At 62.2% G+C, this 14,032-nt stretch carries 12 protein-coding genes; 3 read left to right on the plus strand and 9 right to left on the minus strand.

Annotated features, from left to right (window positions below):
- Nucleotides 1-80: 80 nt before the first annotated feature.
- The 4 genes from U0988_RS00710 to U0988_RS00725 all read right to left on the minus strand — a co-directional run bounded on the left by U0988_RS00710 (nt 81) and on the right by U0988_RS00725 (nt 4,146).
- Nucleotides 81-1,136 (minus strand): homocysteine S-methyltransferase family protein, encoded by a 1,056-nt coding sequence (locus U0988_RS00710; protein WP_322290734.1) that lies wholly within the window; start codon nt 1,134-1,136, stop codon nt 81-83.
- Nucleotides 1,133-2,062, minus strand: coding sequence for a methylenetetrahydrofolate reductase [NAD(P)H] (metF, locus tag U0988_RS00715; RefSeq protein ID WP_322290735.1), 930 nt, complete (start codon nt 2,060-2,062; stop codon nt 1,133-1,135). Before metF ends, U0988_RS00710 begins: the two co-directional genes overlap by 4 nt.
- Nucleotides 2,059-3,042 (minus strand): metalloregulator ArsR/SmtB family transcription factor, encoded by a 984-nt coding sequence (locus tag U0988_RS00720; RefSeq protein WP_322290736.1) that lies wholly within the window; start codon nt 3,040-3,042, stop codon nt 2,059-2,061. The genes metF and U0988_RS00720 overlap by 4 nt, the downstream gene beginning before the upstream one ends.
- A gap of 69 nt (nt 3,043-3,111) precedes the next feature.
- Nucleotides 3,112-4,146, minus strand: a complete 1,035-nt coding sequence (locus U0988_RS00725; protein ID WP_322290737.1) for a LacI family DNA-binding transcriptional regulator — start codon at nt 4,144-4,146, stop codon at nt 3,112-3,114.
- Nucleotides 4,147-4,403: 257 nt separating this feature from the next.
- Here U0988_RS00725 and U0988_RS00730 point away from each other — a divergent pair, with 257 nt between their 5' ends.
- Nucleotides 4,404-6,287, plus strand: a complete 1,884-nt coding sequence (locus U0988_RS00730) for a DEAD/DEAH box helicase (protein WP_322290738.1) — start codon at nt 4,404-4,406, stop codon at nt 6,285-6,287.
- A gap of 57 nt (nt 6,288-6,344) precedes the next feature.
- On the opposite strand, the gene proB is transcribed toward U0988_RS00730, so the two are convergent.
- Nucleotides 6,345-7,490 (minus strand): glutamate 5-kinase, encoded by a 1,146-nt coding sequence (gene proB / locus U0988_RS00735; RefSeq protein ID WP_322290739.1) that lies wholly within the window; start codon nt 7,488-7,490, stop codon nt 6,345-6,347.
- 352 nt (nt 7,491-7,842) lie between these two features.
- On the opposite strand from proB, the gene putP reads away from it, so the two are divergent.
- Together putP and U0988_RS00745 are read left to right on the plus strand one after the other, a co-directional pair.
- Complete coding sequence (putP, locus tag U0988_RS00740; protein WP_322290740.1) at nt 7,843-9,327, plus strand: sodium/proline symporter PutP; 1,485 nt, start codon at nt 7,843-7,845, stop codon at nt 9,325-9,327.
- 25 nt (nt 9,328-9,352) lie between these two features.
- Nucleotides 9,353-9,904: a pseudouridine synthase gene (locus tag U0988_RS00745; protein ID WP_322290741.1), complete on the plus strand. Its 552-nt coding sequence runs from the start codon at nt 9,353-9,355 to the stop codon at nt 9,902-9,904.
- A 3-nt stretch (nt 9,905-9,907) separates the two neighbouring features.
- Here the strand turns inward: U0988_RS00745 and U0988_RS00750 are convergent, their stop codons facing one another.
- From U0988_RS00750 to U0988_RS00765, 4 genes are all read right to left on the minus strand, one after another.
- Entirely contained in the window at nt 9,908-11,059 is a 1,152-nt protein-coding gene (locus U0988_RS00750) for a cupin domain-containing protein (RefSeq protein ID WP_322290742.1), read from the minus strand.
- A 27-nt stretch (nt 11,060-11,086) separates the two neighbouring features.
- Entirely contained in the window at nt 11,087-13,024 is a 1,938-nt protein-coding gene (locus U0988_RS00755) for an acetyl/propionyl/methylcrotonyl-CoA carboxylase subunit alpha (RefSeq protein ID WP_322290743.1), read from the minus strand.
- Entirely contained in the window at nt 13,021-13,518 is a 498-nt protein-coding gene (locus U0988_RS00760) for an SMI1/KNR4 family protein (RefSeq protein ID WP_322290744.1), read from the minus strand. The genes U0988_RS00755 and U0988_RS00760 overlap by 4 nt, the downstream gene beginning before the upstream one ends.
- A gap of 9 nt (nt 13,519-13,527) precedes the next feature.
- The coding region (locus U0988_RS00765) for a carboxyl transferase domain-containing protein (RefSeq protein WP_322290745.1) at nt 13,528-14,032 on the minus strand (505 nt) is incomplete at its 5' end.

The raw sequence follows: 14,032 nt of genomic DNA on the forward strand, positions 1-14,032 counted from the left end.
CCAGCGGAGGCTGGGATCGTTTTCAATAAGGGCGCGCTATCGGAGGGCGATCCCAGCCTCCGCTGGGATGACGGCCTGCGTCATGCCGCCATCGTGAACGGTTCGAGACCCGCCAGACGGGTAACCGTCGGCGGCACCGGCGCACTGCGCGGTTCCAGCCCGTCCACAGCCTTCGCGATGGCAGCGATGTGGTCCGGTGTTGAACCGCAGCAACCGCCGAGGATGTTGACCTGACCGTTCTCCGCCCATTCGCGCACCAGCGCCGCGGTGGTGTCCGGTTCCTCGTCATATTCGCCGAGTTCGTTGGGCAGGCCGGCGTTGGGATAAGCCATCAGCAACGTGTCGGCGATCTTGCTCAGCAGCTGGATATGCGGGCGCAATTGTTCGGCACCGAAACTGCAATTGAGCCCGATGGTGACCGGATTGGCATGGCGCACCGCGTGCCAGAACGCTTCCACCGTATGGCCCGAAAGATTGCGCCCCGAAAGGTCGGTCAATGTCATCGACAGCATGATCGGCACATCGCGTCCCAGTTCCTGCGCCAGCCTGCGGACCGCAAAAATGCCGGCCTTGGCGTTGAGCGTATCGAAAATCGTCTCGATCAGGATGAAATCCACCCCGCCCGCGACCAGGGCGGCCGCCTGCTGGTGATAGACATCCACCAGATGATCGAAGGTAATCTCGCGGTAGCCGGGATCTTCCACATCGGGACTGAGGGACAGGGTCTTATTGGTCGGACCGATCGCCCCGGCGACAAAGCGCGGGCGGCCGTCGCTGCGCGCAAAGTCATCGGCCAGGGTGCGGGCGATTTTGGCGGAGGCGACATTGATGTCCCTCACCAGCGCCTCTGCCGCATAATCGGCCTGGCTGATCACATTGGCTGAGAAGGTGTTGGTCGAAATGACATCCGATCCCGCCTCCAGATAGGCGCGGGTGATATCCTCGATCACGTCCGGGCGGGTAAGCGCGAGAATATCATTATTGCCCTTCTGGTCGGCAGCGAGTCCCAGATCGCCAGCATAATCGGCTTCCGACAATTTGCGGTTCTGTATCTCGGTGCCGAACGCGCCGTCGAAAATCAGCACGCGCGTGGCTGCCTCGGCGTTGAGCCGTTCCCGGGCTGTCGAGGGGGTCATTGCGCGTCTCCGTGCGGCCGCATCCCGAGCATATGGCAGATCGCATAGGCCAGGTCCGCGCGGTTCAGGGTGTAGAAGTGGAACTGGCGAATGCCGCCCGCATACAGGCGGCGGCACAATTCCGCCGAAACGGTCGCGGCAACCAGCTGGCGTGCGGCGGGGCGTTCATCCAATCCTTCGAACAACCCATCCATCCATCCGGGAATTTCCGCACCGCAGGCACCGGCAAATTTGCGCGCCTGCGACACATTGGTAACCGGAAGGATGCCGGGCAGCACCGGAGCGGTTATGCCCTTGGCCGCCAGCTTGTCCTGAAACCGGAAGAAGGTTTCCGGCGCGAAGAAGAATTGCGAAATCGCGCGCGACGCGCCCGCGTCCAGCTTGCGCTTGAGATTGTCGATGTCGCTGTCCGGGCATGAGGCATCGGGATGGGTTTCGGGATAGGCTGCCACGGAAATTTCGAAATCGGCGATCTGCTTCAGGCCCGCCACCAGATCCGCGGCGCTGGCATAGCCATCGGGATGCGGCACGAAGGGCGCGCCGGGCTGCCCCGCATCGCCGCGCAGGGCGACGATATGGCGCACGCCGGCTTCCCAGTAATGTTCCGCCACTTCGCGAATCTGCGCCTTGGTCGCATCGACGCAGGTCAGATGTGCGGCGGCAGGCAGATGCGCCTCGGCAATTATCCGGGCGACCGTGTTGTGCGTGCGTTCGCGGGTCGATCCCCCCGCGCCATAGGTAACCGACACGAAGGCCGGGTTGAGGGGCTTCAGCTGCTGAACCGAATCCCACAGGATCGCTTCCATCTTCTCCGTCTTGGGCGGAAAAAATTCGAAGGATGCGGAAATATCGCCCGGCAGCGATGCGAACAGCGGCGTACCGGCTGCGGTGCGGGCTTCCTGCACCGGATCGAGAGGCGTGTTCATTGCGCAGCCTTCTTTCTCGGCAGCTGCCGGGCAGCCGCGCCATCACGGTCGCCGAGCCAGATTTTCACGACCAGTTCGCCGCCGTGGAGCGCGAGCGGGGCTGACGCCCGGTATCCTGCGTCCTCCAGAAGTTCGGCCATCGCATTGTCCGTAAACCCAAGCCGCGCATGGGCGTAGCGTTCGCGCAGTTCCTCGCGCTCGTGACTGGCAAAATCGACGATCACGATCCGCCCGCCGGGCCGGGTTACGCGCGCTGCTTCGGCAATCGCGGCGGCAGGATCCTGCGCGAAATGGAGCACATGATGCAGCAGCACCGTATCGAAACGGTGCGCGGCGAACGGCAGGTTGGCGAAATCGCCTTGGACCAGTTCCACACCGCCTGCGGGCAGATGCTGCAATTTCGCCCGCGCCAGGCGCAGCATGTCGAGGCTCTTGTCGAGCGCCACGATGGAGGCGGCGCGGGGGGCGAACATTTCGGCCATCCTCCCGGTTCCGGTGCCGATATCAAGCACCGCCCCGAGCGGAACATCACCGAGCGCTTCCAACAGCCGCGCCTCCACTTGCACATCGGGGCTATGGAGGCTGCGCAGCCGGTCCCAGTCCCGCGCATGGGCCGCAAAGTAGCTGGCGGCGCTTTCATCGCGCGCGGCGCGGATGGCGGCAAGTTGACGCCGGTCTTCCTCGCAAGCGGCACGAAATTCCGCATCCTGCTCCTCGGCAGCGGCAAGCAGACCCGCAACCGCTTCCACCACCGGACGGCCCGCGGCGCTTTGGGCGCGCAGGAACACCCAGCTGCCTTCGCGGTGGCGATCGGCGAGCCCGGCATCGCACAAGATGCCGATATGGCGCGACACGCGGGGCTGGCTCTGGCCGAGGACCTGCGCCAGTTCGCCGACCGCGAGTTCCATGACACCCAGAAGCCGCATCATCCGCAGTCGGGTAGGATCGGCGAGCGCCCTCATGATAATCTCAATGCGCATGACTCCGCCTGCATATAAAGATATTCTTATATGTGCAAGTCAGACTTGTTACGCCGCCGCGAAATGTGCCTATTCGCCCAGCTTGACGCTGCCCCGTTCGAGCAGGCGAACAGGCACGCGGCGTTCCGCCACCTGCGCCCCTTCTTCCCCTAGTACGGTCGCAACCAGAAGCGCCCCGGCAACTTCGAAATCGGGTTCGATGGAGGTCAGCGGCGGGCTGGTGTGGATGCCTGCGCGAATTCCGTCGAAACCGACGATCCCGCATTGCTGCGGCACTGCAATTCCGCGTTCGCGCAATTCGTCCATGGCGCCAAGCGCAATCGAGTCGCAGGCAACGAACAGTCCGTCGAACGCCTCACCGCGTTCAACCAGCGCCGCAATCGCCTTGCGGCCCTGCGTTTCCCGATCCGCATTGTAATCGACTTCCTGCAGAGCGGCAGGACGGCCAGCCGCGGCCATTGCGGCCTGGTATCCCTCGTATCGTTCGCGGAACTGACGCTGCGGGGAATCGATTGCCCCCAGATGGACTATGTTGCGGTAGCCCGCTGCAATCAGCCGCTGCGTAGCAATCAGACCGCCTTCGTAATTGTCCGAACGAACCCATTCGAGCTCGTCGAACGGCGATCCCCAGAACACCACCGCGCGGCCGTCCCGGCTGAGGTCCCTGTAATAGTCCCAAGCGAAATCGTTTGCGGTCGTGCCGATCACGATCACTCCGTCAGCCTGCCCGCTTTCTTCGTATTTGCCGAATAATTGGCCGGGTGTAGCCTGAAAGGATACCAGCGTCTGATACCCCATCCCCGAAGCCGCCGCACACACACTGCCCAGCAGCGAGAAATAGAACGGATTGATGTCGCTCGCCGCTTCACCCGGTCGGCAGATGACCACCACCGCCAGCGTGCCCGTGCGCCCCTGCCGCAATTGTGCGGCCCGCGTATCGACCATGTAGCCGAGCGCTTCCGCCGACTTGATCACCCGGGCCCGGGTGGCTTCGGTAATCGCGCTGGAATTGGCCAGCGCACGCGAAACGGTGGACTGGCTGACCCCGGCGTGTTCGGCAACATCGAACGATGTGACGCGGGGGCGCAGTTTGCGGTCGATCATCGAACAACTCTCCCCTCTGACACCCGAATATCCCGCCTCCCTATGCGCCGCGAGCGGGAATCATGCAATCGGGAGAAATCCAACCCGTGCACGCCAATTCGCAGGTGCACAAAATGAGGGGAAGCCAAACGCATAAAAGGCGTGTAAGGGGCGCCCATCGACCGGTCGGCACTTGCATTAATAGGCTTGCGAGAAAAGGTGGTCAGCAGCAGGTCTGCCCTACCCCGATCCGTTTTCCTTTGAATGATGCGAGTACCATGATTTTTACCGATTTACCGCCATTTCTTGGCGAAGCACTGGCCGAACGCGGCTATGAGAAACCCACTGCGGTGCAGGCTGCCGTGATCGAGGAAGGCGCGGCTGGCCGCGACCTGATCGTGTCGGCCCAGACCGGCTCGGGCAAGACGGTCGCCTTCGGCCTCGCCATGGCGGAACAATTGCTCGGCGAAAGCGGCAGTGTGCCGCACGGGATCGCCCCGCTCGCGCTGGTCATCGCACCCACGCGGGAACTGGCCTTGCAGGTCAGCCGCGAGTTGATGTGGCTGTATGGCAAGGCGGGCGCCCGGATCGCGACCTGCGTTGGCGGGATGGACGCATCCAAGGAACGGCGGTCCCTGCGCGGCGGCGCCCAGATCGTGGTCGGCACCCCCGGCCGTCTGCGCGATCATCTCGAACGCGGCGCGCTCGACCTGTCGTCGCTCAAGGCCGTGGTGCTCGATGAAGCGGACGAAATGCTCGACATGGGTTTCCGCGAAGATCTCGAGGAAATTCTCGACGCGACGCCGGAAGAGCGCCGGACCCTGTTGTTCAGCGCCACCATGCCGAAATCGATCGTGTCGCTGGCCAAACGCTACCAGCGCGATGCACTGCGCATCTCCACCGTCGGTGATGACCGCGGCCATGGCGACATTTCCTATCAGGCGGTCACCGTTTCTCCATCCGAGATCGAAAATGCGGTGGTCAATCTGCTGCGCTTCCACGAAGCGGAAACCGCGATGCTGTTCTGCGCCACGCGCGAAAACGTGCGGCGTTTGCATTCGACGCTGCAGGAACGCGGTTTCACCGTGGTGGCATTGTCGGGCGAACATTCCCAGCAGGAACGCAACCAGGCGATGCAAGCCATGCGCGACCGACGCGCACGCGTATGCGTGGCCACCGACGTTGCCGCGCGCGGGATCGATCTTCCCACGCTCAGCCTGGTGATTCATGTCGAAATCCCCCGCGACGCCGAAGCCTTGCAGCACCGTTCAGGCCGCACCGGCCGCGCCGGCAAGAAGGGCACGGCAGTTATCCTGGTGCCGTATCCGAAGCGCAAGCGGGTCGAATCCATGCTTCGCGGCGCGAAGATCAACGCCGACTGGATCAATGCCCCCACGCCGCAGGAAATTCAGAAGCAGGACCGCGAGCGGCTGCTGACGGCACTGCTCGCACCCGTGGAAGTGGACGAGGAAGACCGCGCCCTCGCCCAGAAGCTGATGGCCGAACGCACTCCGGAAGACATCGCGGCCGCACTGGTCCATGCCCACCGCGCCTCGATGCCGCAGCCCGAGGAATTGATCGAAAACACGCCCGAAGCGCGCAAGGCCGCGCAGCAGGAACGGCACCGTCCCGGCTTCGAGGATACCGTCTGGTTCCGGATGGATATCGGCCGCCGGCAGAACGCCGATCCCCGCTGGCTGCTCCCGCTGCTGTGCCGCCGCGGGCACATTACCCGCAACGAAGTCGGTGCAATCCGCATCGGTCCTTCGGAAACCTACTTCCAGGTACCACGCACGATCGCCGACAAGTTCGACGATGCGATCCAACGCACTGCCCTGTCGGAAGAGGACGGCGAGCCTGTCCTGATCGTCCGCGACGAAGGCGGCCCGCGCGAACAGGCCCGCAACAACAGCAAGCCGCACCGGAAGGGCCCGCCCCGCACCGGAGCTCCCCGTCATGACGGACCGCGTCATGATGGCCCGCGCAATGATGCTCCCCGCAGTGATGGGCCGCGCCCGGACGGCCCACGCAGCTACGCCAAGCCCGGCGGCAAACCGCCGTTCAAGGGTGGTCCCAAAAAGAGCGGCCCGTTCAAGGGCGGGCCCAACAAGGGCAGTCCTTTCAAAGGGGGCGGTTTCAAGGGCCCGAAGCCAAAGGCCTGACCTCTTCGGACGGGCCGGCTGGAGGAAAGCTCCAGTCCGGCCGTTCGAAAATGTTGATCAGCGAGCGCTTGGCTTCGGAGCCTCCCACGGAAGGTGGCGTTCATCCAGGCTGATCAGATTGTTGCGTTCGATCAGCACCGCGTGCGAATGATAGCCGAGCAACTGCCGCACCGGCACTTCCAGATTGCGCACCAGAATTGCGGTTTCTTCGGAAGAAAAATCGCTTAGCCCCCGGGCGCGCTCGTTTCCGTCCTCGTCGTAGACATGCAGCACATCGCCCTTGGCGAATCTGCCTTCGATGGAAATGACATCGCCGCGGCCGATCCCCCGCTCGCCCTCCGCCAAGGCCTTGGCCGCATCTGCATTGATCACGATGCTGCCGGCCATGTGCAGGCGTTCGCTGAGCCATAGCGGCCAACCGGATAGCGGCGCTTCGTGCGCAATGCAGGTGGTACAGCGGCGCTGGCCCTTGAGCACCGAGGAAATCGGGTCCTCCGCCTCCCCGTTGGCGATCAGGGTGGTGCAGCCGGAATTCTGCGCCATGTTGGCGGCCTGCAATTTGGTCAGCATCCCGCCGGTTCCCAGCGTGCTGACGCTTTCGGTAACAGACAGATATTCGCTGACGTCCCGAACCGTTTCAACCAGCTTCGCGCCCGGTTCCGAGGGGTTGCGGTCGTACAGCCCATCGACGCTGGTCAGGATGACCAGCCGGTCCGCCTGGACCATCTGGGCGACCTTGGCTGCCAGGCGGTCATTGTCGCCAACGCGGATCTCTTCGGTCGTAATCGTGTCGTTTTCATTGATGATCGGCAGCACCTTCGCCCGCAGCAGGCGGTGGAGGGTATTCTTGGTGTTGAGGAACCGCGAATGATCCTCGAAATCGCCCAGGGTCACCAGAATCTGTGCGACATTGAGATCATATTCATGGCCAATCTGCTTGTAGGCACCAAGAAGCAGCGGCATCCCGCAGGCAGCGGCGGCCTGCTTGTCGCGCAGACCCGCTGTTGCGGGCGTGACCCCGATCATCTTCATGCCCAGCGCCACGGCGCCCGAAGAACACAGCACGACCTCAATGCCCTCGTCCCTCAACAGCGCAATATCTTCCATGATCCGCTGCAGGAAAGCCCAGCGCGGGGTCAGACGGGATTGGTCCGCCAGAAGACTGGAACCGATTTTTATTACAACTCGCTTAACTTCATTCACTACAAATACACTGCCTATTAATAGTAATTCGATTGTTCAATGATTTCTGCATGAATTTATAGACCCAAGTCACGCCGCCCTATCACCCAGACTGAGTACGCGCTTATAGGACCTGCCATCTTATTGACAAGACCGGGTTGGAAACGATGAGAAAATGTCGCATGGGCAGCTACGGAAAATCAGATTAAATATATATGCCTACTGATGATTTACAAGATTGCTCGCTATTCGGATGCTTGGGGTTGGCTTGCAATCCGGCATAGGCTAATGGCGGCCCTTTCGATCCACGCGGATGGACTTTCCGGTCCGCTCCCCGCCGTCACGCATTCGGCACTCATGCACAGGCTGACCTATGAATTTTGAAACTGGCGTCTCGCTTGCCGCATATTTCATCCTGATGCTCGGCATCGGAGTGTACGCCTGGCAGAAGTCGACCAGCAATGTTTCGGAATTCATGCTCGGCGGCCGGCAATTGCCCCCTGCGGTCGCGGCGTTGTCAGCCGGGGCTTCGGACATGAGCGGGTGGATGCTGATGGGGCTGCCTGGTGCGGTCTATGTCGCGGGGATCAACGCTGCCTGGATCGCGGTCGGGCTGCTGATCGGGGCATGGGCCAACTACCTGCTCGTTGCGCCCCGGCTGCGGGTTTATACCGAAGTGACGGATGATGCCGTGACCATCCCCGATTATCTGGAAAAACGGTTCGAAGACACCAGCCGCAATATCCGCGTCATCGCTTCGCTGGTGATTGTCATCTTCTTCACGCTCTACACCTCTGCCGGCCTGGTCGCGGGGGGCAAATTGTTCGAGGCATCCTTCGGCTTCGATTACCGTCTGGGTCTGGTGATCACCGCCGGTGTGGTGATGGCCTATACTCTGGTGGGCGGTTTTCTGGCGGTCAGCCTGACCGATTTCGTCCAGGGCTGCATCATGTTCGCCGCGCTCGTGCTGGTGCCGATCGTGACCTTGGGCGAACTTGGCGGATGGACGGCGACGAGCGAAGCGGTCCGTGCCGTCAATCCGGACTATCTCGGCTGGTTTTCCGGCGTGACTGCGCTCGGCATCATCTCTAGCATGGCGTGGGGCCTCGGGTATTTCGGCCAGCCGCACATCATAGTGCGGTTCATGGCGGTCCGTTCGGTCAAGGATATTCCCAACATGCGCCGCATCGGCATGTCGTGGATGCTGGTGACGGTCGTCGGCGCAGTGATGTGCGGCATTGTCGGGCTTGCCTTCGTCACCCGCACCGGAGCGCCGTTGGGTGATCCCGAGACGATCTTCATCGTCCTGTCGCAGACACTGTTTCACCCCTACATCGCCGGCTTCCTGCTGGCCGCAATCCTGGCCGCGATCATGAGCACAATTTCCTCGCAATTGCTGGTATCCTCCAGTTCGCTGACGGAGGATTTCTACAAGACCTTCCTGCGTTCCGGCGCCAGCCAGCGCGAGTTGGTGCTGGTCGGACGGATTGCCACACTGGCGGTGGCGCTGGTCGCTATCGGATTGGCGCTGGACCGGTCGAGCAGCATCCTGTCGCTGGTCGGCAATGCCTGGGCCGGGTTCGGCGCGGCGTTCGGGCCGGTGATCCTGCTCAGCCTGCATTGGCGCGGCATCACCCGCAGCGGGGCATTGGCCGGGATCATCGCGGGCGCGGGTACGGTGCTGGTCTGGCTCTACGCCCCGTTCACGATCGGCGGCGAGGCACCCACAGCGGTGATCTACGAGATCATTCCCGGCTTTATCATGAGCACTGTCGCCGCGATTGGAGTTAGCAAACTGGGAGGCTCGGTATCGGCGAAGGTCGTGGGGCAATTCGATCGGATGCTCGCCTTGAAATGACCATCGCCGCCGATATAGCGGCTCAATGCGCCGCCTGATCCTGTTCAACAAACCCCACGGGGTGCTCTCGCAATTCACCGATCGGAGAACGGAGACGGAGCGCGCGACTCTGTCGGACTTCATCGCCGTGCCGGGCGTCTATCCCGCAGGCCGGCTGGACCGCGACAGCGAAGGGCTGCTGCTGCTGACCGACGACGGGCATTTGCAGGCGCGGATTGCCGAGCCCAAATTCAAGATGCCCAAGACCTATCTGGTGCAGGTCGAAGGGGATGTGGCCGAGGACGCCCTCGCCCAGCTGCGCAGCGGCGTCCGGTTGAAGGACGGCGTCACGCTTCCAGCAGAGGCCGAGCGGATCGATGCACCGGACATCTGGCCGCGCGATCCGCCGGTCCGGTTCCGCAAGAGCGTGTCCGATGGCTGGCTGAAACTGACCATCCGCGAAGGGCGCAACCGGCAGGTCCGGCGCATGACCGCAGCGGTCGGCAATCCGACGCTTCGGCTGGTGCGGTGGCAGATTGGCGAGTGGACGCTGGACGGCATTCCGCCAGGCGAATGGCGGGAAATCAGCGTCCGCTAGTCCTCAATCATCCGCCTCGAAAGCCAGACTGCCCTGATTATACAGGCTGGTAATCAGCTCGACTGCGGGGGCCGAACGGATGAACTTGTCCACCACCAGCACGGCGGTCTGCGCGCAGAGGAGTTCCGCCAATTCGGCTGTCTCGCCCCGGCATTCGAAGCACTCGCCATCGGCAAACAGCAGCACTGCGCCGCCATCCTGACGAATGAAGGAGAACCGGCTGGCCGGGTTGCGCAGGAGCGGAACTTTGGACGCCAGGGCGCTGACGATCTCCGCTGCCGAGACGGGAACTTCGGGCCGCCAGTCGATCTCGGGGTATTTCGGTGTGCTGTTGTATCTCCCGAACCAACGGGCAAACGCCGCCCGGTCGGACAGGCTTTCCAGCAGCATCGCGTGCAGCCCGTCAAGGGCCGCGCCAGTGATCTCGCCCGGGTTGTCCTGCTGGGGTAAGCCGGGATCGCCGTAACGATCATCGTCCGACATCGCGTCGAGCAGATCATCGCAGAAATCGCCGATCAGCTCGGCGCGGGACGGGGCGCGGAAGCCGACCGAATAGGTCATGCAATTGTCCCCCACCGCCACGCCATTATGCGCGATGCCCGGCGGGACATAGAGAATATCGCCCGGCTCCAGCACCCATTCCTCGAGCGGCTCGAAACCGGCGATCAGGCGCAACTGGTCGTGCGGCAGCAGCGGTGTGCTGTCATCGCACATTGCGCCGATCTGCCAGCGCCGCCGCCCCAGCCCCTGGATCAGGAACACGTCGTAATGGTCGAAATGCGCACCCACCCCGCCGCCATCGGCTGCGACGCTGACCATGACATCGTCGATCCGCCAGTTCGGTACGAAGCGGAACGGTTCGATCAGCGCGGCGACATCGGGCACGAAATGATCGACCGCCTGCACCAGCAGGGTCCATTTGTCGGGGGATAGCTCGCCGAACCGCTCCGCCGGAATCGGGCCATCCTCCGCAGTCAGCGCACCTTCCGCATGGCTGACCAGCCGCGCCTCGACATCGTCCTCGCAGGCCAGGCCCGCCAGCTCGTCGGGCTCCAGCGGATTGACCCACTGCGCCCACGGATTGCGGATCAACAGCGGTTTCTTCTGCCAGTAATCGCGCAGGAAAGTCTCGGTATCGAAGTCGGTGAAATGCATGGGGCGGCCCCTAGCACAATTCAGCGATTAGTCGTCTGTAATCTCGATACGGGCGAGCAAAGCCTCGACCTGCACCTGAGCGCCTTCACTGGCGTTGAGTTCGGTCACGATCCCGTCAAACGGTGCGGTGAGGGCGTGCTCCATCTTCATGGCTTCCAGCACCATCAGGCGCTGGCCGACGGTGACGGTGTCGCCCTTCGCCACATCAACCGCGATCACTTTGCCGGGCATGGGGGAGAGGATGTCGCCGTCGTGGGCAGAAGTGTGGGCGCCTCCGTCAGTACGCGCAGGCACAATTCGATAAGTCGTCCCAATGTCGGTTGCAAATATCTGTTCGCCTACTTCGCTGTAAAGGCTGTGCTGTTGCTTGTCATAGCTTGGTTCCGGCGACGAATGCGCCATCAAGGTCATTCCGTTGACGGAAAGTCCAACCGCAGCATTAGTCGCGGCATTCAGGCGAAATCCCGAAAGAACATTTCGAGGCGAAATGAAGCGAATCGCAGCAGTATCCAGCACCCATTGCGGCGGCTCGTAAGCTTCAAAGGCCAGCTCTTCCTCATGCGAACTAATGAAATCAGTGTCGAGCCTTGCTTCGTAGAAATCGGGATTTACCAAAAGCGAGTGAAGAAAGCTCGCGTTTGTCTTGACTGGCCAAACGGCGCTATCGGAGCAGATCTTTGCCAAGCCGACGATGGCATCTTCTCGGGCTTCCGCCCGGTAAATCAATTTGGCGATCATGGGGTCGTAGAACGGGCTGATTGTATCGCCCTTCTCGACGCCGGTTTCGATCCTTACTTTCCCGTCGAAGCCAAGTTCTCTGGCTTCACCGCTTGAACTGTGCTGCCATCGGGTTGGTCGGGCAGCTCTAGGAAGTGAGAAAAATTCCAGCGTCCCCGTGCTCGGCAAAAACCCCTTTGCCGGATCCTCCGCATAGAGCCGCGCTTCGATGGCGTGGCCCTCGATCCGGATTTCATCCTGCCGCAGCGGAATCGCCTCACCGCTCGCCACGCGCAATTGCCATTCGACCAGATCGACGTCGGTGATCTCTTCGGTCACCGGATGTTCCACCTGCAGGCGGGTGTTCATTTCCATGAACCAGATACGGTCGGCGCGCAGGCCTTCGCTGGCGTCGGCGATGAATTCCACCGTCCCCGCGCCTTCGTAATTCACCGCTTTTGCTGCACGAATTGCTGCGCAGCATAAATCGTGCCGTGTGGCCTCGTCCATACCCGGTGCGGGGGCTTCCTCGATCACTTTCTGGTGACGGCGTTGCAGCGAACAGTCGCGTTCGAACAAGTGGACGACATTGCCGTGGCTATCGCCGAAAATCTGCACTTCGATATGGCGCGGCGAGGTGATCCATTTTTCCAGCAGCACCTGGTCGTTGCCGAAACTGGCCTTCGCCTCGCGCTTGCAAGATTCTAGCATTTCAAGGAATTGCTGCGCAGCATCGACCTTGCGCATACCCTTGCCGCCGCCGCCCGCAACCGCCTTGATCAGGACCGGATAGCCAATCGCATCGGCCTCTGCCTGAAGCCGCTCGGCCGACTGATCCTCGCCCAGATACCCCGGCGTGACCGGCACTCCCGCGTCGGCCATCAGCTTTTTTGCTGCATCCTTCAGACCCATCGCGCGAATGCTGTCCGGCTGCGGGCCAACCCAGATAATTCCGGCCGCCTGGACCGCTGCGGCAAAATCGGCATTCTCGCTCAGGAACCCGTAACCCGGATGGATCGCCTCAGCGCCGGTAGCCTTGGCCGCGGCAATGATCTTCTCGCCCACCAGATAGCTTGTCGCGGCGGGCGAAGGCCCGATATGCACCGCCTCGTCCGCCTGCCGCACATGCAGCGCCTTCGCATCGGCATCGGAATAGACCGCAATAGTGCGAATGCCCATTTCGCGGGCAGTGCGGATGATCCGGCAAGCAATCTCGCCGCGATTGGCGATGAGGAGGGATTTGATCATTCGGCTCTCAGCATCGAAAGGAGGTGTTCAAAGGATGGTGCTACTGTTTCGTAGGTTTCAGGATCAGTAAAGGCATCTCCCATCGTCTCGTGATCCATGAAACCAATCTCTCCGCTGTGCGCTGCGTTGAGCCGTATAGTCAGAAAGTTGCCGCAGCCGTCATCGCCAAAAGAGAAGAGGTCATCTGGAACGCCGAACATCGGATGCTCAATGTCGGATAGCACTTGCTGCATATTGCGCACCGCCGTCCAGTCAGGGGCGGCATCGATCGCGAAAAGACGGTTTACATATGTTGTAGCTTCACCACCCACGTAACCGGGCGAAGGCCATCGCAATTCGAGTGCGTTGGAAAATTGCCCGCCGTTAGATCGGCTAAGGAACTTCCGATAATCTGCGGGCAGCTGGAAACCGCTCCGCTGCTCGAACCCATTCAACGTGGATTCCATCGCAGGCGACACTTCGATCAGTAAGCCAAGCAATTCGTCGGTCTTCATGTCGCCCCCTTACATCCGGAACACCCCGAAGCGGGGTGCCTCCGCTATCGGGGCTTCCAGCGTCGCGGAAAGCGCAAGCCCGAGCACATCGCGGGTCTGGACCGGGTCGATCACCCCGTCGTCCCACAGCCGCGCGGTGGCGTAATAAGGGTTGCCTTCATCTTCGTATTTCTGGCGGATCGGGGCCTTGAAGGCTTCCGCCTCGCGCTCGTCCCACTTGTCCGCATCGCGGTGGACGGTCGCCAGCACGCTTGCTGCCTGCTCGCCGCCCATCACCGAAATGCGCGCGTTGGGCCAGGTGAACAGGAAGCGCGGCGAATATGCGCGGCCAGCCATGCCGTAATTGCCCGCGCCGAAGCTGCCGCCGATCACCACGGTGATCTTGGGAACCTGTGCCGTGGCGACCGCCGTCACCAGCTTCGCGCCGTGCTTGGCGATGCCTTCCGCCTCGGAGTTCCCGCGGAGCTTGAAGCCGGAGATATTCTGCAGGAACAGCTGCGGAATGCCGCGGTGG

Source organism: Allopontixanthobacter sp., from assembly GCF_034376665.1.
GTDB lineage: Bacteria > Pseudomonadota > Alphaproteobacteria > Sphingomonadales > Sphingomonadaceae > Allopontixanthobacter.

Excerpts from the sequence above, each read along its gene's own strand:
- metF (WP_322290735.1), bottom strand. The coding sequence starts at position 2,062 with ATGAACACGCCTCTCGATCCGGTGCAGGAAGCCCGCACCGCAGCCGGT.
- U0988_RS00725 (WP_322290737.1), bottom strand. The coding sequence starts at position 4,146 with ATGATCGACCGCAAACTGCGCCCCCGCGTCACATCGTTCGATGTTGCC.
- putP (WP_322290740.1), top strand. The coding sequence starts at position 7,843 with ATGAATTTTGAAACTGGCGTCTCGCTTGCCGCATATTTCATCCTGATG.
- U0988_RS00745 (WP_322290741.1), top strand. The coding sequence starts at position 9,353 with ATGCGCCGCCTGATCCTGTTCAACAAACCCCACGGGGTGCTCTCGCAA.
- U0988_RS00730 (WP_322290738.1), top strand. The coding sequence starts at position 4,404 with ATGATTTTTACCGATTTACCGCCATTTCTTGGCGAAGCACTGGCCGAA.
- U0988_RS00750 (WP_322290742.1), bottom strand. The coding sequence starts at position 11,059 with ATGCATTTCACCGACTTCGATACCGAGACTTTCCTGCGCGATTACTGG.
- U0988_RS00760 (WP_322290744.1), bottom strand. The coding sequence starts at position 13,518 with ATGAAGACCGACGAATTGCTTGGCTTACTGATCGAAGTGTCGCCTGCG.
- U0988_RS00755 (WP_322290743.1), bottom strand. The coding sequence starts at position 13,024 with ATGATCAAATCCCTCCTCATCGCCAATCGCGGCGAGATTGCTTGCCGG.
- U0988_RS00720 (WP_322290736.1), bottom strand. The coding sequence starts at position 3,042 with ATGCGCATTGAGATTATCATGAGGGCGCTCGCCGATCCTACCCGACTG.
- U0988_RS00710 (WP_322290734.1), bottom strand. The coding sequence starts at position 1,136 with ATGACCCCCTCGACAGCCCGGGAACGGCTCAACGCCGAGGCAGCCACG.